Consider the following 23,239-nt stretch of genomic DNA (forward strand, 5'->3'; position numbering starts at 1 on the left):
TTACAATCCGTCGAGGAACGCGTCGAACGCCCCGCTCTCCGGGTGGACGTGGCAGTACGTTCCGAGCGTTCGGTGTTCGATCAGGCCGTCGTGCTCCCCGTCGATCCCGCTCCCGCGCTCGACCTCAAACGCGAACCGGGCGTCGCTCGCGGCGTCGGCCTCCGAGTAGTGGAACTCGTGACCCCGAAGGGTCGCGCCCGCGGCGGCGGTCGGCGCGTCCCGCGTCGCCCGCAGCTCGACGTGGTCGAGCGCCTGATACCGGTCGCGCATGCGCACGTCCGCCGGGAGGACGCCCGCCATCGCGTGCGTCTCACCCTCGACGGTCGTCAGCGACTCCGCGAGCGCCATCAGCCCGCCGCACTCGCCGAGCACGGGTGTCCCCTCGGCGGCCGCGCTCGCGATATCGTCGAGCGCGGGGCTCGCCGCCAGTTCCGCGGCGTGAAGCTCCGGGTAGCCGCCGGGGAGGTAAACGGCGTCGCAGGGCGGGAGCGCGTCGCCCGCGACCGGAGCGAACGTCTCGATCGTCGCCCGCTCGCGGAGGCGCTCGACCGTCGCCGGGTACGCGAACCGGAAGGCGTCGTCGCGGGCGACCGCGACGCGGGGGCGGTCGGCGGGAGCGACTTCGTCCGTGGGTTCCGCCGCGTTCACCACGCCCGCCCCGCCCGCCGGTTCCCGAGCGAGATCGACGAGCCGGTCGACCCGGAGCCCATCCGCGGCCTCGTCGAGCGCGTCGTCGGGCAGGGGCGACTCGTCGCCCATGTGGAGCCCGAGGTGGCGGTCCGGCACTTCGAGGTCGTCGTTCGGCGGGATCCGGCCGAGATACGCGATCTCGTCCGGCAGCGCCTCGCGGATCCCGTCGGCGTGACGCCCGCCGTGCGCGCGCTGGGCGATCACGCCGGCCACGTCGATGTCGCGGCCGATCCGGTCGGCGTAGGTCCGGAAGCCGAGCGCGGTCGCCGCGACGCTCTCCATCCCCGCGCTCGCGTCGACCACGAGGACGACCGAGAGGTCGAGCGCCTCGGCGACCGCGGCGGTGCTCGACCCGTCGCCGTCGTACAGCCCCATGGCGCCCTCGACGACGCAGACGTCGCCCTCGCCGCGGGCGTAGTTCCGGCGGAGGCCGTCCTCGCCCTGCAGCCACAGGTCGAGCGTGCGCGAGGGGCGCCCGGCCGCGCGCTCGTGGTGGCTCGGGTCGATGAAGTCGGGGCCGGCCTTCGCCGGCTGCACCGCATGTCCCGCGTTCTCCAGCGCGCGGATCGCGGCGAGCGTCGCGACCGTCTTCCCGACGCCGGAGGCGGTGCCGCCGAGGACGAATCCCCTCATGGCGAGGGCTCCTTCTCGGCCAGCAGGCGGTCGGTGATCTCGGCCACGCGGTCGCGTACGTCGCCCGCGGGGACGCCGGCGCGTTCGGAGAGCGCCAGCGCCCCGCCCATCCCGACGCCCTCCTTCGCCTCGCCGCGGGCGTACGCCGCCATCGCCGGGTGGTCGCTCTCGCCGAACGCCGGGTCGGTCGCGGCCAGTCGCAGGTCGAGGTCGTCAGCGAGCGCGCCCACGTCGGCGGAGGGATCGCCGGCCACGAACGAGGTGGTCGCGAGCGGGAGTCGGCGATCGACGCCCGCGTGCCGCGCGAGCGCGGCGACCGTCGCCATCTGGGTCCCGCCGGCGAGGGTCACGTCGATCCCGCGCTCGACCGCGCCGACGACGAGGCCGGCGGCCGCGGCGAGCACGGGGTCGCCCATCAGCCGGAGCGCGTCGATCGGAGAGCCCGCGGCGTCGCCGGCGGCGATCCCGCTTTCGGCCAGGCCCTCCTCGACGACCGCGCGCTTGGTCCGGAGGGGGTTCGCCGGCAGCGACGAGGAGACCGCCGGGCGCTCGCCGAGCGCGGTGAGGACGCCGAGCGCGGTCGTCGTGCCGCCGGGGATCGTCTCGGCGACGAGGAGCTCGGGGTCGGATCCGTCACTGCCTCCGGACGCGTTCGCTTCCCCGCCCCTCGCCGCTTCCGCCGCCAGTCCCCGCGCCGCCTCGAAGATCCCCGCCGCGTCAGGGACCGGCTCCGGGTCACGCACGTCGCCGCCCGGCGCGGCGCCCGCGTCGAGGACCGGCGCCTTCGAGGGCGCCGTCGGAACCGCGAGCCCCGCGTCGACCCCGACGAAGTCGAACCCGACGAGCTCGCGCGCGGCGCGGGTGACGACGGCCGGGGTCGGACAGCCGGAGGGGCTGACGGGGACGGCCGAGCCGGGCGCGGGCCGCCCGTCGGCGACGATCTCGAGGTCGGCGCTCGGGGTGTGTCTCCGCAGCTCCGGGTCCGCGCCCGCGGCGCTGATCCCGTCGACCGCGGCGGTCTCGGTCGTCCCCGCGACGACCGCGAGGATCACCTCGGTCACGCCGCACCTCCGGCTCGCCGCTCCGATCCGTCGGTCTTCCGGGACGGTCGATCGCGTCCGTCTCCCGCCCGATCGTTGACAACCACTAGCAGTTGGTTAGCACAAGCGGACTTTAATCGATCGGGACCGGAGCCCGGCGGACGGCATCCCCCGCCGATGCGACCGTGAGGCGAGCGCCGGCCTGCTGACAGTCGAGGACGGAGAAATATGCGAACGACTCCCACACATATAAATCTGACATTCGCTAACGGGTAGTGATAATGGAAACCGACGGTCCGAGTGTGAAAATCAAGCAGTATGGAACCGGAGACGTCGAGACCGGTTCGGAAAGCCGCCCGGCGATCGAGCGACGGCGACTGCCGGACGAATCCGGAGAAGGGGGCGGAGCATGACCGGCGACGCCCGCCCGACGCCGGAGGACGCCCTCCCGGACCTCTCCGGGAACGTCGCCGTCGTCACCGGCGGCGGCCGGGGGATCGGGCGGGCGATAACCCTCGGGATGGCCGCCGCGGGGGCGACGGTCGTCCCCTCGGCGCGGACCGCCGCCGAGGTCGAGACCGTCGCCGACGAGGCCCGCGATCTCGGCGTCGAGGCGCGGGGGATCACCGCCGATGTGACCGACGACGGCGACGTGGCCGCGCTGGTCGACGAGACCGTCGACGAGTTCGGTTCCCTCGACGTCCTCGTCAACAACGCCGGGTTCAACCTGGGGGACGCGCTCGGCGATCCAAGCGAGATCGAGTCGGACGCGGTCGATTCGGTCCTCGACGTGAACCTGCGGGGGGCGTTCCGGACCCTCCGGGCCGCCGGTCCGCACCTGAAGGAGGCCGAGGGGAGCGTCGTCAACGTCGCCAGCGTGGCGGGCGAGGTCGGCCTGCCGAGACAGCACCCGTACGTCGCCTCGAAACACGGGCTGGTCGGGCTCACGAAGAGCGCGGCGATGGACTGGGCGCCGGAGGTGCGGGTGAACGCGGTCGCTCCGGGTTACGTCGCCACCGACCTCACGGAGACGTTACAGGAGAACGAGCGACTTCGGCAGTCGATCCTCGACCGGACGCCGCTCGACCGGTTCGCCGACCCGACGGAGATCGCGGGCCCGGTCGCCTTCCTCGCGAGCGACGTGGCGAGCTTCGTCACCGGCGAGACGCTCGCCGCCGACGGCGGGTGGACGGCTCGGTGAGACCGGAAGGCGGGCGCTCCGGTACGCGTCACGGTGATCAGTATTCGGCTCGACGATCGGCGCAATCGGACGGACTTCCGGATCGTGCTCCGTAGACTCTCGCGAGAGAACGGATTCGGTCAATACAGGAGATAAACTGATCAATATGTGGTAACGTCTCTATACTTATACAGCCGTGAGATGTCTTTGGAACCACAGAGTCGGATAATGACGAAGCATACATGTCCAACGTGCGGGCGAGATGATTTCGCGCGTAATATCGATATGAAGGCTCACCACACGATTGCGCACGGTGAGAGTCTCGTTGATCAGGACAACCCATGCGAATGTCCGATGTGCGGTGAGGTGTTTGCAAGCGAACCAGGGATGAAAGCTCACCACGCCCTCATTCACGCAGAAAGTATCGCAGAGTCACGAAGTCTTGGCAAATCGACCCGTCAAACTGTTCTGGATCGAGATGACAATCGATGCCAGAGATGTAATATCAAAGTCGCAGCAGGCAGCGAGAACGGAGCTGGGTTTCAGCTCCACCATATCGTTCCGTTTTCAGCGGGTGGCCCAAACCATCCGGATAATCTTGTCACTCTTTGTAACGATTGCCACACACTGGCACATCAGCAAATGAAGAATCTTGTCGAGGAACATACTGAATTGCTCGATGAACTCCGAACCATCGTGTGCGACACCAAGTAAAAATTCAATAAATCCTATCCAGTATGTGGGTAGGGATACAGCAATTCATCGGGGTTGGGAGGTCAATTGGCGGTAGTTTGATTTTGATTGTCCATGATTGTGATGTATGAGCCAAAGTATTGGGCGTGAATTAGCGGCTCTGCGACAGAAGCTGGATAGGTTACCAGAGACAGAGGAGCCACCGCCAACAACGTTACAAGTGCTCAATCGGAGTACCCAGGAACGCGCTTGGCAGCAGTTCTTCGTACACTTCCTGACTCCTGAGGCACCACATGGTCTTGATCACGCGGTATTAGAACATGTCTTGTCCGGTTTAGCTGAGAGAATGGATATGGAGTTCTCGTTTTCACGGTTCGAAATTGAGGACATTCGGATCGCACAAGAGGTGACGACGGACGCCGGAATTCCGGACGTCATTATGTGGGTACCTGAGGAGTGGTACATCTGTTGGGAACTGAAGGTACACGCTTCAGAGGGTCATGACCAGACTGATCGGTACGTGAGCGTGGATTCGTTTAATGGCATTGGGCTTGCGAAAGATGACATGCCGGCGGAGGGCCATCATTACGTCTTTTTAGCGCCGGAAGCGGCGTCGCCGCCGACCGCGAATGAGTTCGCTCATGTTTCATGGGAGTGGTTTGTCGATGAGTTGCAGGCTTTTCTGGCGGCGAGTTACGATGCATACCCTGCACGAACTACGGCACAGCTGAAAGATTTCGCGGATACAGTTCGGAGCGAACTCACCATGACAGAATACCAAGAAAACCAGCGAGAAATGGTAGAACAGTACGTTGAACACCATGATGTGATCACGGAAATTGAAGCAGCATTCGATGACGCATGGACTGAGTTTCAACAGACATGGGGGACGCGATTAGCAAATACCATAGAGACGGCAACGCTTGATAATGACTCAGACGTGTCCGACAAGTATGCTGCCGTAGAGTTGAAGATGGGTTCAGGGAAACAACGGCAATGGACATTCCGACAGGGGAGCCCAGATTGGTCATGGATATTCCCTCGTGAGTGGTGGCAGCGATTGGATACTGGACAGCCGATAACGAAAACACCGAAACCGAATGCAAGAGTGGGATTTCTGCATCGTCTTGAATGGGATCGGGAAACAGCGGTCGGCGATCGGACACTTGTCGTGTACGTTCGGAACGCGCCATCTGGGCACGAAGACTTCTACAATGGGTTCGCAAAGCGTATTACAGAAGCAACGACTGAAATTGAATCGGCACTTTCGGCAACAAACTTCACCATGACTGGAAACAAGTCAAACATCATACGCGGAGAATACGAAATTGAAGTGGAGCGTCACGACGGATTCTTTGACGCGTACTTGCATGCGTTAGCTCGTGCACTCAATGAAGGCGCACTGTCGAACCCAGCATTGGTCGAGATGATCGACCGTCTATACGAAGACACGATTCAGAATGATGTATTCCTCTAAGAGAAATCGTGCAATTGGCACGTACCATTAACCAGCCGTTTCAGGTTGTCTATGTCTGAAGAGTAGGATTTCCACGGAGCCGTATTGGTCGCTCCCCGTCCGGGTTCGACCGGACGTGCGACGCGGAATCCGATCCGGGGTCGCGAACCTCCCCGCGCCTACTCGGTGAGCGGGAGGAAGATCCCGAAGACGAACGGGGTGACGAGCGCGATCGCGGTCCCGAGGAACTCCATATTGAGGAGGAGCCGCTCCTCCCAACCGGGCACCTGCGCGCCCGTCACGTGGATGTACGCCTCGCCGACGACCCCGATCAGGAACAGCCCGAGCCCGAACAGGACGCCGCGTTTGGTGATCTTCGGATAGTCCAGGTTTCCGTACCGGCCAGCCATGAGCGACGGTTTTTCGGAGAATTTGATAAGGATTGCCGTTCCGGGGTTCCGGATCGACGTCGGTGACACCCCTACGCCAGCCCGCCCGCGGTGAACACCGCGTAGCAGATCGCCACGAGCAGCCCGGAGTGGAACAGCGCGGCGTAGCGCCCGCGGGAGGCGGTACCCGCGAACCAGCCCGACGCGAGCATCGTCGCCTGCGTGACGACGTACAGGCGGAAGCGTTCGAGGTCGGGGAGCACGGTCTCCGGCTGAGTCACGAGATCGGTGGCGCCCGCGAGGTCGGCGAGCCGCGCGGCGTCGATCACCTGCGTGTTGACGACGGCGACGACCGCCGCGACCAGCGCGGCCGCCGCCCAGCCGACCGCGACGTACGGGTGCATCGAGGAGCGGAGCGCGCGCTGCTCGCTGTAGAGCCGCCCGACCTCGATCCGGAGCGTCTCGAAGACGGCGTCGGCGTCGCTCCCGGCGTTCACGGCGTCGGTGACGAGCCCGAGCGTCCCCTCGGCCAGCGGGGTCCCGACGCGGTCGACGAACCGGTCGATCGCGGCCGCGCGGACGTCCGCGGCACCCTCTGACTCCCCGTCGGACCGCCCCGTCGCCGTCGTCGACCGGAGCGCGAACGCGAGGTCGGCCACGTCGTCGTCCAGCACGCCGAGGTCAGCGTCGCGCGCGACCGCCTCGACCGCCGCGGGGAAGGGCCGCCCCCGCGCGACGTGGCCCGAGACGGCGTGGACGAAGTCCGCCAGCTCGCGGTCCTTCGCGTCGTCGATCCGGGTGCGCCTCCCCGCGACGGCGCCGACGGGGAGCGCGAAGGCGGCGTACGAGAGCAGCCCCACGTTGACGAGGGTGTACCCCTCGAACGCGAGCGCGGCCGCGAGCAGCGCGGCGGGCGGCGCGCAGACGACCGCGGCGCTTGCCGGATTGTGCCCGGCCGAGGCGAGGATTCCGCGGGGGGTCGCCGGCAGGTCGTAGCTCGCGCGCTGGTTCGGCGGGCGGAGCGTGCCGACCGCGACCGCGCCGACGAGCCCGATGGCGACGAGGAAGGCGACGGCGCCGTAGAGGACGACCGCCCGCGTCGGCACCACCCCGACCGGGGTGTCGACCGGCGGGAGCAGCTCCGGGACGACGACCGTGAGCGCGGTCGCCGCGATGACGAGCAGCGCCGGCAACACCAACACGACGACGAACAGCTCCGTGAGCAGCTCTAAGAACCGCCGCGCGCGCTTCCGGGCCCGGTCCTGCCGGTGGGCTAACATTCGGCGCTCCGTCCGCAGGTACTCCGCGAGCGCCGCGTCGCCGGTCGCCGCGTGCTTGCGGAACTTCAGCAGGAACGGCGCGAGCAGCTCTCGCGAGGGCGTGTCGCGGGCGACGCGACGCAGCCCCTCGTCGAGGCTCCCGGCGAGTTGCGCGGCGTTGATCGCCTTCCGCAGCGAGGCCGCGGTCCCGCCGTACGCGTCGTTGGCGGCGGCCTTCTCGACCATCTCGCGAGGGCCGTCGCTCCCGGCCGCGAGCAGTTCGAGGTAGCGCACCGCGGACGGGAGGGTCCGCTCGATGTCGGTCCGCCGGGTCGCCGTGAGCCACCGGAGGTGGAGGCCGCCGAGCCGCACCGTCGCGCGCTTCGCGAGGAGCCCGGCGAGGGCGGCGGCCACGAGGGCGACGCGGTCGGCCGACAGCGACCCGATCGGGACCGGCGATCGCGCGCCGATCCGGGCGTCGGCCGCCGCGAGCACGCCCGGAACGATCGACGCGGCGACGATCAGCGCCGGGACGACGACGGCGACGCAGGCGACCCACGAGAGCCCGTACACCCGCGACAGGTACGTCTCGAACCCCGTGTCGAGCGCGGTGCCGCGGTACCGCTTCCGGTCGGCGTCGTGCCGGCGGTCGCCCGCGTGGCGCGCGAACAGGGCGTACAGCACGCGGTCGACCACCGAGGAGCCGCCGGCCCGCGCGAACCCGTCTGCCTCGGCCGCGTCGAGGGCGCGGCGGCCGCCCGGGGCGTCGGTCCGGGTCCGCGAGTCCCCGCTCACGGTCGCCCCTCCCCGTCCGCCGTGCGGGCGGCGCGCTCGACGGTCGCCGCCTCGTCGGTCCGGAGGTCCGCGAGGAACTCGAACAGCGCGTCGAAGTCGTCGATCCCGTCGCGGACGAGGTACTCGACGTACCGGCGCTTGGACGCGAACTCGGACTCGACGGCGGCCACGTCGCGGTCGGTGTTGTCCGCGACGCGAGCGAACGCGTGGAGCCGGGGACCGTCACCGCCGGGCACGGTCGACCCGCCGGTCTCGGGGGCGCCCGAGAACCGGAACTCGCCGCCGGCGTCGCGCCACGCGACCGTGTTGTAGTACACCGTCTCGGTCCCCTTGTCGACGACGCCGGCGCCGCCGTGTTTGGGGTTCCCCGTCGGGCTGCGTTTCGCCTCCGGGTCGAGCGCCTCGTACTCCGCCTCGGAGAGCAGCTCGACCGCCCGCGAGACGTAGCGCTCGCCGTCGACCTGCCGCGGGAAGACGACGAGATCGACCTCGCGGAGGAGGTACGCGGGGAGCCCGCGCTCGATCACGCGGTTGACGAGCGCCTCCACGTCCTCGGCGTGGGTGGTGCCGATCACGCCGTGGCCCGTGTTGAGCGTCTCCGCGAACGTCTCGAAGCTCGCGGGCGTGTTGATCTCGGCGATCACCTCCACGTCGGGGTTGAGGTAGTTCGCTTCCGCCATCAGCTCCGACATGCTCACGGCCTTGTACGCGTCCTCGTGGTCGCGCGTCGTGAGCGACACCCCGGTCTCGTGCGGGAGCCGGACCTCGCGGGACCCCTCGTCGATCGACACCGGCCGGTCGTCGAACGGGATGAAGGGCGTGTGGGCGTTCAAGAGGGTCGTCTTCCCCACGCCGGTCGGTCCGGCGAAGAGGACGGTCCCCCGGTGCTCGTACAGCAGCCACAGCAGGGTGACCAGGTCGGGCGAGAGCGTCCCCCGATCGACCAGATCGACGGGCGTCAGGGCGTCCGCGCTCTGCTTCCGGATCGAGACGTGCGGCCCGCCCTCGGAGATGACGGGGAGCGCCACCGCACACCGGATCGTCTCGTCGACGCCGTCGACGTCGAGGTTCACCTTCGCCGACGGCGTCGACGCGTTGAGCTCGGTGCCGTCGCGGGCCGCCAGGCCGGTGACGACGTTGACGAACGCGGTCTCGTCGTCGAACGCGAGGTTGGTCGGGACGCGTCGCCCGCCGTCGCCGGCGTCGTTCCCGGCCCCCTCCAAGATCGAGGTCCGGGGAACCACCTTCACGCGCTCGCCGACGCGGTTCGCCTCCACGTCCTCTAAGTTCGGGTCGCGGATCGGGACCGTTAAGATCCCCTCGCCGACGAAGTCGCGGAGCACGTAGTACGCCAGGTCGTCGAGCCGGTCGTGGGCGTACCGCGAGTCGATCGGCGGGGCCGCGAGCCCCCGGTCGGCCAGCGCGGAGCGGGCGCGGTGGGCCGCCGCGCCGAGCCACGCGCGGGTGTTGCGCGCGGTGAGCCGCCGCGAGAGGAACCGCCGGGCGTGCTCGGCGACGAACGCCTCGCGGTCGTCGACGACCCCGTTGACGGTCGTCTCCCAGATGCGCTCCTTGCACTCCTCGATCAGCGCCTCGTCGCCCGGGAGGAGGTCGGGCTCGCGGACGGCGTACTTCGTCTCGAACGCGTCGGAGCCGAGCAGCCGCTCGCGGGCGACGACGACCTCGACGGAGAGCCCGGCGAAGCCGACCGCGTACCGGGCGAGCCGCTCGGCGGCGACCCGCTCGACGTACTCCGCGTCGACGTCGACGCCGGTCTCCAAGGGTGCGAACGTCTCGGTGTGGACGACCAGCTCGCGCTCGTCGCCCACGTCCGCCACCTCGATCCGGTCGTCTAAGGCGAGCGGCGTCACGTCGCCGAGGAGCCGGAGGTCGCGCAAGGCGTGGTAATCGATCCGGCGGCGCGCCGCCGCGCTCGCGTCGAGCAGCCGGTCGAGCGCGCGCTCGTACTTCGGCTCGAACCCCGCCTCTGCGCGCTCGTTCACGCCGACCCGCGTGAGGGGTCGCCGGTGGCGCACCCCGGAGAAGTGGTCGCGGACGCGCTCCAGCGCCACCTCGTCGCCCGCCGACAGCGGCGGCTCGCGCACGTCGTAGCCGAACCGGCCGCCGTCGCGCTCGCGGACGGTGGCGACGACCCCCGGCTCCGACTCGTACTGCGCCCGCACGTCCGGCGCGTACCACGCCTCGGGGTCGTCCGGCGGCACCGGCGCGGGCACCGCGCCGCCCGGGTCGTCGTCCGCGTCGTCGACGATCCGGAGGGTCGGCCCGTCGCTCACGGCTCGGCTCCCCGCGTCGCTCGGTTCGTCGCGGCGTCGGCGTCCCGTCTCCGCGTCATCGTTCGATCGGCGGGTGGCCGACGGGTCGGTTTAAGCGTTGTTTTCTGTCAGAGACAGGTAATTTCAGCGTTCGAAAATATACGCGCAAATAGCCCGGTTCGGACGCGCCGCATCCGCCTCCGACGCCGATCCCCCTACCGAGCCCACACGCCCTCGGTGAAGTCGATCGCGTCGTTCCACTTGCCGACCACGGTCGCGACCGCGAGGTCGCCGGTGACGTTGTTCATCGTCGCGATGCGGCCTAAGATCGGGTCGACGCCGGCGACGAAGCCGACGACCGCCAGCGGGAGGCCGACCTGACTCAACACGACGGTCAGCATGACGAGCCCGGCGCCCGGGACGCCCGCGGTCCCGATGCTGATCAGCACGGCGACGACCAACACGAGGAGCTGCTCGGTGAGCGCGAGCGGCTGTCCCACGGCGTTGGCCGCGAACATCACGGTGATCGCCTGCCGGATCGCGGCGCCGTCCATGTTGGCGGTGGCGCCGACGGGGAGCGCGAACGAGTACACCCGCTCTTCGATCCGGAGGGCCTCCTCGGCGTTCGTCATCGTCACGGGGAGCGTCCCGCTGGAGGAGCGCGTCGCGAAGGCGGTGACCATCGCGTCCTTCGCCCCCCGGAGGAACGCGATCGGAGAGACGCCGGCGACGACGCGCATGAGCACGAACAGGTAGGTGAACGAGATGTGGACGACGACCGCGACGGCGACCGCCAACACGAGCGCGCCGAGCGAGGAGAACACGCCCACGCCCTCGGTGCCGATCCCGACCGCCATGAGCGCGAACACGCCGATGACCCCGTACTCCAACACGCCGCGGACGACGACGAACATCGCCTCGGCGCCGATCTCGAACGCCTCGAACACGCCGTCGACCTGGTCTCCGAGCTCCGGTTTCTGCGCCCGGACGTAGGTGAGCGCGATGCCGAACACGATCACGAAGAAGACCGTCGCGAGCAGGTTCCCGTCGGCCATCGCGGCCACCGGGTTGTTCGGGACGATCCCGAGGACGACCTCGGTCAGCGACGGCGGCGCCTGCGACTGCGCCTCGCCGCCCGTGAACTCCACGCCGCGACCCGGCTGCAGCAGGTTCGCGACCGCGAGCCCGATCAGCCCGGCGAGCGTCGTCGTTACCGCGTAGAGCCCGACCGTCGCGCCGCCGATCTTCCCGAGCTTCGCCGGCGAGAGCTGTCTGATCCCGGTGAGCAGCGTGAAGACGATGATCGGGACGACGAGCATGTTGAGCAGGCGCAAGAAGAGGTCGCCGAACGGTTCGACGACGGTCATCCGCTCGCCGAAGACCGCGCCGGCGAGCGATCCGAGGAGGAACGCGAGCGCGATGCGATAGATGAGCGGTACCGATCGGTATCGACGCCACAGCGATCCGGTGAGACTGGCCATGCCGACGGATAGTGATCGAGGGGGGAAACGCCTCCGTTACGGACCGCACTTGAAGAGACCTGTGACGCCGCTTCCGGAGACCGCGATGGGAAGTTCGTCATCGAAACGCGGATAGCCGGCCGGCGAACGGCCGGAAGCGGAGCCGATGGCCGCGTCGGCGGGGATCGAGTCGCCGGAGATCCCGAGTCGAAATCGGTCCGGTTGAGAGTCGGACCGTCACCGGAACCGGCAAACGCGGCGGTCGTCGCTCCCCGTGCGGCGTGTCGGACCCGACCGATCTCCGTCTCCGAATCCCCTCTCGCCGTCACCGATTCTCCGAGTTGATACCGAACCGCGAACGGTTAAACCCCGGTGACGACGAGTCGACACTAATGCGGACGACACGGATCCGGAACGTCGGGGAGCTGGGGCTGCTCGCGGCCGTCGGCCTCGTTCCCCTCGGATACCACCTGACATCGCTGTCGGCGATGAGCGACCCGGCCGCGATCGTGACCGGCGCGCTCGTCCCCATCGCCTGCAGCGCGCTCGTCGTCGCCGCGACGGTGCCGGTCGCCCGGTCCCCACTCTCGCCGACGTACACCCTCCGTATCACCGGCTGGAGCGCGCTAGGGGCGGTGACGCTCGGCGCGGTCGCGCTGCTCTTCGTCGCCTACGAGATGAGCCAGGGACCGCCGCCGGAGCGACCGTTCGTGGTCATCGTCGGCGCGGCCTCGGTCGGGTCGGTGTTCGGGCTCGCGTTCGGGCTGACGGACGCGCGACAGCAGCGCACGCAGGATCAGTTGGAGCAGGCGAACGACCAGCTCACGGTGTTGAACCGCGTGCTCCGACACAACATCCGGAACGCGATGACGGTCGTCAGCGGGCGGGTGGAGCTCCTCAGCGAGCGCGCCGACGGCGGCGAGGAGAGCGCCGCGGTCGTCGAGGAGAACGTCGACCGACTGCTGACCGTCAGCGAGCACGCCCGCCACATCGGCTCGGTGATCGGCACCGACGGCGCCCACGAGGACGTGGAGGCGGTCGTGGACCTCGTCGAAGTCGTCGACGGCGTGGTCGAGCGGCTCCGGGCCGAACACCCCGACGCCGAGTTCGACGTCCCCGACGCGGAGGCGTGCCGGGTGCGGGCGCACCCGCTCGCAGAGGTCCTCGCGTCGGAGGTGATCGAGAACGCGGTGGTGCACAACGAGGGCGACTCGCGGCGGATCGACGTCTCGGTCCGCCGCGTGGACGGCGGCGCCGCGCTCCGCGTCGAAGACGACGGCCCGGGGATCCCCGAGGAGACGGTCGAGACCCTCCGGCGCGGCTACGAGACCTCGATGCGCCACACGGACGGGCTCGGCCTGTGGCTCGCACAGTGGGTCGCAGACCGATCCGACGCCGACCTCGCGTTCGAGTCGACCGCCGAGGGTCAGGTCGTCGCGATCCGGTTCGAGCGCGTCGAGGGGACGGAGGGGGTGCCCGCGAGCGACGAGATCGTCGGGGGCGACGGAGACACCGAAGGCGACGGTCCCGGCTGAGAGACAGACGGAGAACGTTGCCCGAACTGCAGGCCCTTTCACCCGGTCGGGCGAACCCCGACGAGATGAGCACGCTGGACCGGCTCGAACGGGTTGGACAGTTCACGAGCAAGTACTTCGTCCTCTGGGTCCTCGTCGCCTCCGCGGCCGCGCTGTACGCGCCGTCGGCGTTCACGCCGATCGCCGAGTACATCACGCCGCTCTTGGGGATCATCATGCTCGGGATGGGACTGACGCTCACGCCCGACGACTTCAAGCGCATCGTGGAGCGCCCGCGCGACGTGGCGATCGGCGCCGCGGCGCAGTGGCTCGTGATGCCGACGCTCGCGTACGCGCTCGTCGTCGCCCTCGGGCTCCCGTGGGAGGTCGGCATTGGGCTGATCCTCGTCGGCGCGGCGCCGGGCGGCACCGCCTCGAACGTGATGACGTACCTCGGTCGCGGCGACGTGGCGCTGTCGGTGACGATCACGACGGTGACGACGATCGCCGCCCCGCTCGTGATGCCGGCGTGGATCGTCGCCCTGGCGGGCGAGCAGATCTCCGTCACCTTCGCGCAGCTCTCCGAGACGATCGTCTGGGTGGTCTTGGTGCCGGTCGTGGCGGGGCTCGCGCTCCGGCTCCTCCTCGACCGCTACGCGCCGACCGCGGCGAAGGTCGGGCTCTCGGTGTTCCCCGCGGTCAGCGTGGTCGCCATCGTCGCCATCGTGGCCGCCGTCGTCGGCCTCAACGTCGAGAACATCCTCACCGCGGGCGCGCTGGTCGCCGTCGCCGTCGTCCTCCACAACGGGCTCGGCCTCGGCGCGGGCTACGGGGTCGGGAAGCTGACCGGGATGGCCGAGGACCGCGCCCGGGCGTGCGCCTTCGAGGTCGGCCTCCAGAACAGCGGGCTGGCCGTCGCGCTCGCGACCGCCTTCTTCGACCCCATCACGGCGCTGATCCCGGCGCTGTTCAGCGTCTGGCACAACGTCTCGGGACCGGCGCTGGCGACGCTGTTCACCCGGATCGACGGCGAGCCGATCTCGGAGTACGAGCCGGCGGTCGGCGCCGACTGAATTCCGGAACCGACCCGCGGCCTTTTGTTCCGCGCGCCGGTACTCGATCCCATGCGCGCCGCCATTTTCAACGGTCCCGGAGCGATCGGCGTCGAGGAGCGACCGCGCCCCGAGATCGAGGCCCCGACCGACGCGATCGTCCGCGTGACCCACACCGCGATCTGCGGCTCCGACCTGTGGTTCTACCGCGGCGACAACGACCGCGACGCGGGCTCTCCGGTCGGTCACGAGCCGATGGGGATCGTCGAGGAGGTCGGCGACGAGGTCACCTCCGTCGACCCCGGCGACCGCGTGCTCGCCCCCTTCGCCATCTCCTGTGGCGAGTGCGAGTTCTGCCGGAAGGGGCTCCACACCTCCTGCGAGAACCGCGACTCGTGGGGCGGCGACAACGGCGGGGGGCAGGGCGAGTACGTCCGGTCGACCCACGCCGACGGGACGCTCGTCCGGGTCCCCGACCGGTTCGCCGACGACGAGGAGACGCTCCGGTCGCTGCTCCCGCTGACCGACGTGATGGGGACCGGCCACCACGCGGCCGTGAGCGCGGGCGTCGAGGCCGGCTCGACGGTGGCCGTCATCGGCGACGGCGCGGTCGGGCTCTGCGGCGTGCTGGCGGCCCGGCGGCTGGGGGCGGAGCGGATCGTCGCGGTCGGCCACCACGAGGACCGCCTCGATCTCGCCGAGGAGTTCGGCGCCACGGAGACCGTCTCGGCGCGCGGCGAGGCCGCCGTCGAGCGGATCCGCGAGCTCACGCACGGCGGGCCGAACCACGTGATGGAGTGCGTCGGCGCCGCGAGCGCCATGAACACCGCGATCCACGCCGTGCGTCCCGGCGGCACGATCGGCTACGTCGGCGTCCCCCACGGGGTCGACGACGAGGGGCTCGACGTGTTCGGGATGTTCGGGGACAACGTGACGCTCGCCGGCGGCGTCGCGCCGGTCCGCGCGTACGCCGAGGAGCTGATGGACGACGTGTTACAGGGCACCCTCGATCCCGCGCCCGTCTTCACGGAGACGATCGGCCTCGACGAGGTCGCCGAGGGGTACCGCATGATGGACGAGCGCGAGGCGATCAAGGTGTTGGTCAAACCGTGAATCGTCCGATCTAGGGGGGCCGTCCACGATCCGGTGGGCGGACCCGAGGGGAGCGAATCCGGAGAGCGCGAACCCGAGGGGCGCGAACCTCGGCCGAACCGCGTGCGCCGGCCGACGACTGACGCGGCCGGGGCGGCTCAGTCCCCGAATTCCGACGGTTTTTCGCGGTGAGTTGCTCGCTCGGGAAGGGGGTCGCAGCGGACGGATCCGCAGAGAATTCACTCGCGTCCGACTCAGAGAAAATACCCCCGCGTGAGGTATCTTTATTTTCAGGGATAAGTATGATAGACTCGGATATGCCAGACGTTACCCTTCGTCGAACGCAGTTGGCGACGCCGGCGAGCGACGAGAAGATGATGCACTCGGCGGCCGACAGCGACGCCGACGAGGTGTTCCTCGATCTGGAGGACTCGGTCGCGCCGAACGCGAAGCCCGACGCGCGCGAGCCGCTGATCGAGGCCGCCCGCGAGGAGGACTGGAGCGACAAGGTGCTCAGCTTCCGGATGAACGGGATCGACACGAAGTGGTGGTACGACGACCTCATCACGGTCGTGGGCGAGGCCGGCGAGCACATCGACGACATCATCGTCCCGAAGGTCAAGTCCGCCAGCGACGTCCACACGGTCGAGAACCTCCTCGCGCAGGTCGAGGAGAACAACGGGTTAGAGGTCGGCGCCATTGGCCTCGAACCCCAGATCGAGGACGGCGAGGGGATCCACAACGTTCACGACATCGCGCACGCGTCCGACCGGCTCTCGTCGATCATCTTCGGACCCGGCGACTACTCCGCGGCGATGGGGACGCCGGGACTCGACATCGGCCAGTTCCCCGAGTACCCCGGCCACTACTGGCACCACGCGCTCTCCGAGTGTAACTCCGCCGCCAAGTCCGCCGGCCTCCCCTGTCTCGACGGCCCGTACGCCGACATCGAGGACGCAGACGGGTTCCGCGAGTCCGCCGAGAACGCCAACATGATCGGCTGCGACGGCAAGTGGGCGATCCACCCCTCGCAGATCGAGATCGGCAACGAAGTGTTCGCGCCGGACCCGGAGACCGCCGAGCGCGCCAAGCGCATCGTCGACGCCTACGCCGAGGCGATGGAAGAGGGCAAGGGCGCCGTCAGCGTCGACGGCCAGATGGTCGACGAGGCCACCAACAAGATGGCCCAAGACATCGTCGAAACCGCCGAGGCCGCCGGGATCCTATAACACCTCGATCGAGCGCGCTCGCGTCCTTCCGGCACACCGACTTTTTCGCGTCGATCGCGTCTCGGAGCGGTCACCGACTGATCGATTACGGGAGTGAGTATCGCAGATCGGTGGTGGCGAATCAGTACTTAAAGGATCCGTGAGCGATGGCGACGATCGCTTATAAATAACAACGCGGTGGCGCGCCCCGGTGAGCGGCCCGTAGGGCCGCGAACCGACGGTGCGAGGGAGTCGCTGGCGGCGACAGCCGCCAGCGACAGGGCGAGAGCGAAGCTCTCGCTAGCAACCGGACGTAGTCCGGTGACGAGGCTGGGGAGGCGTGAGGCGCGGTTGCGGTGCTGTGCGGGTGGGATTCAAAGGGGCAGTCGCTGTGGGCGGCGCAGGCGACGCAAGCACCGCAAGGAGCGAGTAAAACGAGCGACTGAGGCGCGCAGCGAGCGTGCGCCGCCCACAGCGACTGGGGCTTTGGAGGTCTTCGCCGCAACACCGTCGACCACTTATAAACAACCGACAGCAACACCACTCGATCGCTTATAAACAACCGATCAATCCACGTGCAATACCCACTCCCGAAATCGCTCGTCTTCCGTCTGTTCCATTTATAACGGCTCGATCAGCTCGACCGCGTGCCCGTCGGGGTCCTTCACGAACGCGGTTCGCGCGCCGGCCTCGGGCTGGTCGCCCGGCTCCTTCACGACGCCGTGGTGGTCGATCGCCTCGAACGTCGCGTCGACGTCGTCGACGCCGACGGCGACGTGGTCGTAGCGGTCGCCGTCCGCGCTCGGCTCCTCACCGTCGGTGTCGGACAGCTGTAACTCGACGCCCGCGTCGTCGGCGACGTACACGTTCCGGGTGTCGCCGTCGGCGGTCGTGAACTCCCACGACCGCTCGAACCCGAGCTGCTCGACGTACCAGTCCGCGGTTCGGTCCGCGTCGGCCACGTTCAGACACGTGTGGAGAATCTCCATGCCTCGGCGTGTCGCGGCCGGATAATAAATCCCGGTCGGAGCCGCGAAAATGTATCATCAACAAAGGTTTTATTCGCGTCTCGTCCCCCCTATACGGTATGGCAAGCGAGCCCACGCGAGGAAGTAGCACGCCCGACCTGGACACGTCGGCGGCCGCACTCGGCCACGATCGACCGGACGTGGCCGCGTATCGGGCGCTCGCGGAGGATCTCCGCGATCGCGTCGCCGGCGAGGTGCAGTTCGACGAGTACGCGCAGGTGCTGTACGCGACCGACGGGAGCATTTATCAGGCGCGTCCGGCCGGGGTCGTGATCCCGCGTTCGATCGCGGACGTGCAGGCGACCATGGAGGTCGCTGCCGACCACGAGGTCCCCGTCATCCCGCGGGGCGCCGGCTCGTCGCTCGGCGGCCAGACCGTCGGCCCCGGCTGTGTCGTCCTCGACTTCTCGACGCACATGGACGAGATCCGCGAGGTCCGCCCCGACGACCGGCGAGCGGTGGTCCAGCCGGGGGTCGTCCAGGACCACCTCGACGACCGGCTGGCCGAGGACGGCCTCAAGTTCGCGCCCGATCCGGCCTCCTCGGCGCGCGCGACCGTCGTCGGCGGCATCGGCAACAACTCGACGGGAGCGCACTCGGTGCGGTACGGCATCACCGACGCGTACACCGAGGAGCTGAAAGTCGTCCTCGCGGACGGCTCGCTCATCCACACGCGCGAGGTCGTCCTCGACTCGCCCGAGTACGAGGAGATCGTCGCCAAGGACGACCGGGAGGCCGCGCTCTACGAGACCGCGCGCGCGCTCGTCGAGGAGAACCGGGCCGAGATCGACGAGAAGTACCCCAACCTCAAGCGCTCGGTCTCCGGCTATAACCTCCACAAGGTGATCTACGAGAACGACGCGGGCGAGGAGGTGATCAACCTCTCGAAGCTCTTGGTGGGCGCCGAGGGGACCCTCGGCACGATCGTCGAGGCCGAGGTGTCGCTCGTCACCCGCCCCGAGGAGACCGCGCTCGCGCTGTACACCTTCGACTCGCTCGGCGACGCCATGAAGGCGGTCCCCGAGGCCTTGGAGTTCCCGGTGAGCGCGGTCGAGTTAATGGACGACGAGGTGTTCGCGCTCGCCGCGGGCTCCCAGGAGTTCGCCCAGTACGCCGAGCCGATTCCGGACCGCGCCACCGCGGCGCTCATGCTGGAGTGGGACTCGGAGCTCGTCGACGACTTCGAGGCGGCGATCGCCGACACGAACGCCCACTTCGTCGACGACGGCGACGCGTTCGACGTGCTCGAAGCGTACACGCCCGAGGACCAGGAGGACCTCTGGAACCTCCGCAAAGCGGCGATTCCCCTCTTGATGAGCATGCGAGGCGACCCCAAGCCCTACCCGTTCATCGAGGACGCCACCGTGCCGCCCGAGGAGCTCGCCGAGTACGTCGGCCAGTTCGAGGACGTGCTGGACGACCACGACACCTCGGCCGCCTACTTCGCGCACGCGGGGAGCGGCACCCTCCACATCCGCCCCATCCTCTCGCTGAAAGAGGAGGAGGGCGTCGAGAAGATGCACTCCATCGCCGAGGACGTCACCGACCTCGTCTTAGAACACCACGGCGCCTTCTCGGGCGAGCACGGCGACGGCCTCGCGCGCACCGAGTTCAACCCCAAGATGTACGGCGAGGCGCTGTGGTCGGCGTTCCAAGAGCTCAAATCGACGTTCGACCCCGACTGGCGGATGAACCCCGGGAAGGTCGTCTACGTCGACGGGGACACCGCGGCCGAGCGGGGGTACCCCGACACCGCCGCGGACACGGACATGCGCGAGAACCTCCGGTACGGGCCACAGTACCAGTCGATCGAACCGCAGACCGAACTCGACTTCTCTGACGAGGGCGGCTTCTCCCACCTCGTCGAACTGTGTAACGGCTGTGGCACCTGCCGGGAAACGGACTCGGGCGTCATGTGTCCGACCTACCGCGCCTCCGAGGAGGAGATCCAGGCGACCCGCGGACGGGCGAACATGCTGCGGGCGGCGATCAGCGGCGAACTCGACGAGGACGAGATCCACTCCGACCGCTTCCAGGAGGAGGTGCTCGGCCTCTGCGTCGGCTGTAAGGGCTGTCAGAGTGACTGCCCGACCGGCGTCGACCTCGCGAAGCTGAAGGCCGAGGTGAAACACGAACACCACGAGAAGGAGGGCGCGGGGCTGCGCGAGCGGATCTTCCGGGACATCGATCGGTTCTCGGCGCTCGGGAGCACGCTCGCGCCGATCTCGAACGCGGCGACGAAGATCCCGGGCGCTCGGAAGGTGATGGACGCGGTCGCGGGGATCGCCCCGAACCGCGAGCTGCCGACGTTCCGCTCGGAGAGCTTCGAGGAGTGGTTCGAGGCGCGCGGCGGGTCGGCGGTTACCCGTGGCGAAGCGGCCGACACGGTGGTGCTGTTCCCGGACACGTACACGAACTACAGCTACCCCGAGGCTGGCAAGGCCGCGGTCGAGGTGCTGGAGGCGGCCGGTATCCGGGTAGAGGTGCCAGACGACCTCGCGCCGTCGGGGCGCGCGGCGTTCTCGACCGGCTTTCTGGACGACGCTCGCGAGCGCGCGGCGACCAATGTCGAGCGGCTCGCGCCCCGGGTCCAAGAGGGACAGTCCGTGGTGTTCGTCGAGCCCTCGGACGCGGTGATGTTCCAGGACGAATACCTCGATCTCCTCGACGGCGAGGACGTGGAGGCGGTCTCCACGGCCGCGTACGGGGTGTTGGAGTACCTCGACGCGGGACGCGTCGACGAGCGGTTGGCGTTCGACGCGCCCGCCGAGTCGCTCACGTACCACGGCCACTGCAACCAGAAGGCGACGAACAAGGACCACCACGCGGTCGGGGTGCTCCGGCGCGCGGGCTACGACGTGGACCCGCTCGACTCGTCGTGTTGCGGGATGGCGGGCTCGTTCGGCTACGAGTCCGAGCACTACGACCTCTCGAAGGCGATCGGCCGGATCCTCTTCGATCAGGTCGACGAGAGCGACGGCGAGACGGTGACCGCGCCCGGCGCGTCCTGCCGGTCCCAGCTCGGCGACCGTGACAGCGATGCGGAGAACCCCCCACACCCGATCGAAAAGGTCGCTCGCGCCGTGACCGGCCCCGCGGCCGACGCCGACGTGAGCACCGCCCAGCCAACGGGACCGGCGGCCGCCGACGACTGAGGCGGCGTCGCGGCGACCCTTCTCGATTCGACTGCGCCGGTCGCTCGCGTGAGACGGATTCGCGCCTGGATCCTCACGAAAGACACAGAAGAATTGTTGATGTATAACGAACTATTCACCACTATACGGTGCGATTCCGAGCCGCTTATCCGCATATAGGGGCGATCAGTCACTGTAATGGCAGAGATCAAAACGATCCTCAAAAGCGACTCCGCGCGACTGAAAGACACCCCGCGACCCGAAGACCTCGAGGCGGCGACCAGCCCGGCCGCGCGCCTGCTGGCGTGGCTGCGCGCCTGAGCGACGCTGATCTTTTGAACTGGTAGCCGATTCGACTCGTTCGCCGACCGACGAGCCCGTCGCTCGCGAGTCGCCGGCGTCGCTGATAAAAAGACCGCGCCGCGGTGCGGTTCCCGCGCTCAGAACACGGTGGGGAACAGCACGTAGCTGAACAGCAGACACAGCAGGCCGACGCCGGTCGCGTAGTACAGCAGCGGGATCATGTTCAGCCGCATCACCCGCCCCTCCTGTCCGAGGAGGCCCACCGTCGCCAGCGCGGCGACGAGGTTGTGGATCGCGACGAGGTTCCCGATGGCGCCGCCGACGGCCTGCGCGCCGACGATGATCGTCCGCGGGAGCCCCAGCTGCGTCGCCGCCTCGAACTGGAACGCGCCGAAGGTGATGTTCGAGACGGTGTTCGATCCGGCCATCGCCGCGCCGAGCGCACCGATCAGCGACGCGAAGGCGGGGTAGGCGACGCCGAGCGCGTCGGCGGTCGTCTGCGCGAGCAGGACGATCATGCTGCCGACCTCGGGCGCGCCCGGATGCGCGCCGGACTGGAGCATCACCTGCACCATGGCGATGACGAAGACGAGGGCGATGAACGGCGAGACGATCTTCCGGCCCGCCTCCTTCCACGCGTCGCCGACTTCCTGTCCGGACATCCCGAAGATCGGGATCGCGAGCACGGCGCTCACGAGCAGCCAGAAGCCCGGCACGTTCATCCACGCGACGCTCCCGGCGAGCGTGGTGCCGAGGATGTCGCTCCAGCTGACGATGAAGATGTCGCGGTTGATGAACTCGGAGATCGGACCGACCGCCCGCGTCACGACCAACAGGATCACGAGCAGGATGTACGGCGACCACGCCTTCAGCAGCGACATGTCCTCGCCGCCGCTGAGGTCGGCCGCCTCGGCCTCCGGCGAGACGCCGCCGCGGCTCTCGGCGTCGCCGCCGTTCGAGCCGTTCGACTGCCCCGGCTCGATCGAGCCGACCCAGTGGTCTTCCCACCGCTCGCGCTCCGGGAACTCCCACTCGTCGTCCGGCAGGAGGTAGCCCGCGCGCAGGATGCTCAGGATGATCGCGCCGCCGACCATCGAGCCGATGAGCGCCGGGAACTCGGCCGTGAGGAACCACGCCGAGATCCAGTACGGGACCGCGAAGGCGATCCCGGAGAGCAGACACAGCGGCGCGACCTCCCAGGCCGGCGCCAGCGAGCGGTCGTCCGGGTCGCCGAAGAAGTAGACGACCATCCCGACCGCGAACAGCGGCATCACGAACCCGACCAACGCGTGATACGTCGCCGCCCACGCCGCCACTTCGACCGAGAACTCCTGGACGCTCATTCCGCCCTCCTCGATCGCGGTACGGGTGAACTCGACGCTCTCCATCGGGCTCTGGATCCCGACCACGATCGGCGTCCCCACCGCGCCGTACGTGACCGCGATGATGTGGCCGATGATCGCGGCGACGACCGCCGCGAGCGCCGGGAAGCCGAGTCCGAGGAGCAGCGGCGCGACGACCGCGGCCGGTGTCCCGAAGCCGGCGGCGCCCTCGATGAACGTCGCCATGAAGAAGGCGATCAACACGATCTGGACGCGCCGGTCGTCGCTGACCGTCGCGAACCCGCGGTTGATCCGGTCGAACGCGCCGGCCTCCATCAGGGTGTACAGGAGTACGAGCGCCCCGAAGACGATCCAGAGGATCTCTACCGCCGTCATCACGCCGACCGCGGACGCCGCCGCCAGCCAGTTCACCGGCATGCTCCACGCGGTGTATCCGATCACCAGGGCCGCGACCCACGCCAGCGGCATCGCGCGGGTCGCCGGCCAGAGGAGCCCGATCAACAGTACTCCGGCGAGGAGCAGCGGAACCGCGGCCACCGCGACGTCGATTCCGGTGGTCATGGCTCTCTCCCCCGGTTATGCTCGACTACTCGATTCCGTCGACGACTCATGTGACAGGTTACCACCCACATACGACGCGAATTACATCACAGTCATTAGTTATAAAAGGTAAGTATCATATCGCCGCTATCTCTTC

General features: G+C 68.7%; 17 protein-coding genes. 9 read left to right on the top strand and 8 right to left on the bottom strand.

The annotated features are described in order from the left end of the window. Window positions 1-1,323: a cobyrinic acid a,c-diamide synthase gene (locus tag EDM04_RS03960; protein ID WP_123619858.1), complete on the bottom strand. Its 1,323-nt coding sequence runs from the start codon at window positions 1,321-1,323 to the stop codon at window positions 1-3. Next, window positions 1,320-2,384, bottom strand: a complete 1,065-nt coding sequence (locus EDM04_RS03965; RefSeq protein WP_123619859.1) for a nicotinate-nucleotide--dimethylbenzimidazole phosphoribosyltransferase — start codon at window positions 2,382-2,384, stop codon at window positions 1,320-1,322. Before EDM04_RS03965 ends, EDM04_RS03960 begins: the two co-directional genes overlap by 4 nt. A gap of 388 nt (window positions 2,385-2,772) precedes the next feature. On the opposite strand from EDM04_RS03965, the gene EDM04_RS03970 reads away from it, so the two are divergent. From EDM04_RS03970 to EDM04_RS03980, 3 genes are all read left to right on the top strand, one after another. After that, window positions 2,773-3,564 (top strand): SDR family NAD(P)-dependent oxidoreductase, encoded by a 792-nt coding sequence (locus tag EDM04_RS03970; RefSeq protein WP_123619860.1) that lies wholly within the window; start codon window positions 2,773-2,775, stop codon window positions 3,562-3,564. 366 nt (window positions 3,565-3,930) lie between these two features. Beyond that, entirely contained in the window at window positions 3,931-4,257 is a 327-nt protein-coding gene (locus tag EDM04_RS19100) for an HNH endonuclease (RefSeq protein ID WP_394338975.1), read from the top strand. Window positions 4,258-4,363: 106 nt separating this feature from the next. Then, window positions 4,364-5,713, top strand: a complete 1,350-nt coding sequence (locus EDM04_RS03980) for a PD-(D/E)XK nuclease family protein (protein WP_123619862.1) — start codon at window positions 4,364-4,366, stop codon at window positions 5,711-5,713. A 158-nt stretch (window positions 5,714-5,871) separates the two neighbouring features. Here EDM04_RS03980 and EDM04_RS03985 read toward each other — a convergent pair whose 3' ends face one another. The 4 genes from EDM04_RS03985 to EDM04_RS04000 form a co-directional block, all read right to left on the bottom strand. Beyond that, window positions 5,872-6,102, bottom strand: a complete 231-nt coding sequence (locus EDM04_RS03985; RefSeq protein WP_123619863.1) for a hypothetical protein — start codon at window positions 6,100-6,102, stop codon at window positions 5,872-5,874. A gap of 71 nt (window positions 6,103-6,173) precedes the next feature. Next, window positions 6,174-8,135, bottom strand: coding sequence for a type II secretion system F family protein (locus EDM04_RS03990; protein WP_123619864.1), 1,962 nt, complete (start codon window positions 8,133-8,135; stop codon window positions 6,174-6,176). Then, on the bottom strand, window positions 8,132-10,429 hold the full coding sequence (locus tag EDM04_RS03995) for a type II/IV secretion system ATPase subunit (protein ID WP_123619865.1): 2,298 nt from the start codon (window positions 10,427-10,429) through the stop codon (window positions 8,132-8,134). Before EDM04_RS03995 ends, EDM04_RS03990 begins: the two co-directional genes overlap by 4 nt. A gap of 194 nt (window positions 10,430-10,623) precedes the next feature. After that, complete coding sequence (locus EDM04_RS04000; RefSeq protein WP_123619866.1) at window positions 10,624-11,889, bottom strand: dicarboxylate/amino acid:cation symporter; 1,266 nt, start codon at window positions 11,887-11,889, stop codon at window positions 10,624-10,626. Between the two features lie 371 nt (window positions 11,890-12,260). On the opposite strand from EDM04_RS04000, the gene EDM04_RS04005 reads away from it, so the two are divergent. The 4 genes from EDM04_RS04005 (at window position 12,261) to EDM04_RS04020 (ending at window position 16,755) form a co-directional block, all read left to right on the top strand. Next, window positions 12,261-13,403: an ATP-binding protein gene (locus EDM04_RS04005; RefSeq protein ID WP_123619867.1), complete on the top strand. Its 1,143-nt coding sequence runs from the start codon at window positions 12,261-12,263 to the stop codon at window positions 13,401-13,403. Between the two features lie 65 nt (window positions 13,404-13,468). Beyond that, on the top strand, window positions 13,469-14,455 hold the full coding sequence (locus tag EDM04_RS04010; protein WP_123619868.1) for a bile acid:sodium symporter family protein: 987 nt from the start codon (window positions 13,469-13,471) through the stop codon (window positions 14,453-14,455). Between the two features lie 51 nt (window positions 14,456-14,506). Then, window positions 14,507-15,547, top strand: a complete 1,041-nt coding sequence (locus EDM04_RS04015; protein ID WP_123619869.1) for a zinc-dependent alcohol dehydrogenase family protein — start codon at window positions 14,507-14,509, stop codon at window positions 15,545-15,547. A gap of 296 nt (window positions 15,548-15,843) precedes the next feature. After that, window positions 15,844-16,755, top strand: a complete 912-nt coding sequence (locus EDM04_RS04020; protein WP_123619870.1) for a CoA ester lyase — start codon at window positions 15,844-15,846, stop codon at window positions 16,753-16,755. Between the two features lie 599 nt (window positions 16,756-17,354). On the opposite strand, the gene EDM04_RS04025 is transcribed toward EDM04_RS04020, so the two are convergent. Further along, a complete protein-coding gene (locus EDM04_RS04025) occupies window positions 17,355-17,723 on the bottom strand; it encodes a VOC family protein (protein ID WP_123619871.1) in 369 nt (122 codons plus the stop codon). A 98-nt stretch (window positions 17,724-17,821) separates the two neighbouring features. Between EDM04_RS04025 and EDM04_RS04030 the strand changes: the two genes are divergently transcribed. Together EDM04_RS04030 and EDM04_RS18940 are read left to right on the top strand one after the other, a co-directional pair. Beyond that, window positions 17,822-20,917 (top strand): FAD-binding and (Fe-S)-binding domain-containing protein, encoded by a 3,096-nt coding sequence (locus EDM04_RS04030; RefSeq protein ID WP_123619872.1) that lies wholly within the window; start codon window positions 17,822-17,824, stop codon window positions 20,915-20,917. 177 nt (window positions 20,918-21,094) lie between these two features. Next, window positions 21,095-21,217: a hypothetical protein gene (locus EDM04_RS18940; protein ID WP_277424140.1), complete on the top strand. Its 123-nt coding sequence runs from the start codon at window positions 21,095-21,097 to the stop codon at window positions 21,215-21,217. Between the two features lie 119 nt (window positions 21,218-21,336). Here EDM04_RS18940 and EDM04_RS04035 read toward each other — a convergent pair whose 3' ends face one another. Beyond that, complete coding sequence (locus tag EDM04_RS04035; protein WP_123619873.1) at window positions 21,337-23,103, bottom strand: L-lactate permease; 1,767 nt, start codon at window positions 23,101-23,103, stop codon at window positions 21,337-21,339. Window positions 23,104-23,239 lie beyond the last annotated feature (136 nt).

This window comes from Halorubrum sp. CSM-61 (assembly GCF_003781945.1).
Classification (GTDB): domain Archaea; phylum Halobacteriota; class Halobacteria; order Halobacteriales; family Haloferacaceae; genus Halorubrum.

Coding starts and splice junctions, on each gene's coding strand:
- EDM04_RS04015 (WP_123619869.1), top strand. CDS start 14,507: ATGCGCGCCGCCATTTTCAACGGTCCCGGAGCGATCGGCGTCGAGGAG.
- EDM04_RS04035 (WP_123619873.1), bottom strand. CDS start 23,103: ATGACCACCGGAATCGACGTCGCGGTGGCCGCGGTTCCGCTGCTCCTC.
- EDM04_RS04010 (WP_123619868.1), top strand. CDS start 13,469: ATGAGCACGCTGGACCGGCTCGAACGGGTTGGACAGTTCACGAGCAAG.
- EDM04_RS19100 (WP_394338975.1), top strand. CDS start 3,931: ATGAAAGCTCACCACGCCCTCATTCACGCAGAAAGTATCGCAGAGTCA.
- EDM04_RS04020 (WP_123619870.1), top strand. CDS start 15,844: ATGCCAGACGTTACCCTTCGTCGAACGCAGTTGGCGACGCCGGCGAGC.
- EDM04_RS18940 (WP_277424140.1), top strand. CDS start 21,095: ATGGCAGAGATCAAAACGATCCTCAAAAGCGACTCCGCGCGACTGAAA.
- EDM04_RS03970 (WP_123619860.1), top strand. CDS start 2,773: ATGACCGGCGACGCCCGCCCGACGCCGGAGGACGCCCTCCCGGACCTC.
- EDM04_RS04030 (WP_123619872.1), top strand. CDS start 17,822: ATGGCAAGCGAGCCCACGCGAGGAAGTAGCACGCCCGACCTGGACACG.
- EDM04_RS03960 (WP_123619858.1), bottom strand. CDS start 1,323: ATGAGGGGATTCGTCCTCGGCGGCACCGCCTCCGGCGTCGGGAAGACG.
- EDM04_RS04025 (WP_123619871.1), bottom strand. CDS start 17,723: ATGGAGATTCTCCACACGTGTCTGAACGTGGCCGACGCGGACCGAACC.
- EDM04_RS03980 (WP_123619862.1), top strand. CDS start 4,364: ATGAGCCAAAGTATTGGGCGTGAATTAGCGGCTCTGCGACAGAAGCTG.
- EDM04_RS04005 (WP_123619867.1), top strand. CDS start 12,261: ATGCGGACGACACGGATCCGGAACGTCGGGGAGCTGGGGCTGCTCGCG.
- EDM04_RS04000 (WP_123619866.1), bottom strand. CDS start 11,889: ATGGCCAGTCTCACCGGATCGCTGTGGCGTCGATACCGATCGGTACCG.
- EDM04_RS03985 (WP_123619863.1), bottom strand. CDS start 6,102: ATGGCTGGCCGGTACGGAAACCTGGACTATCCGAAGATCACCAAACGC.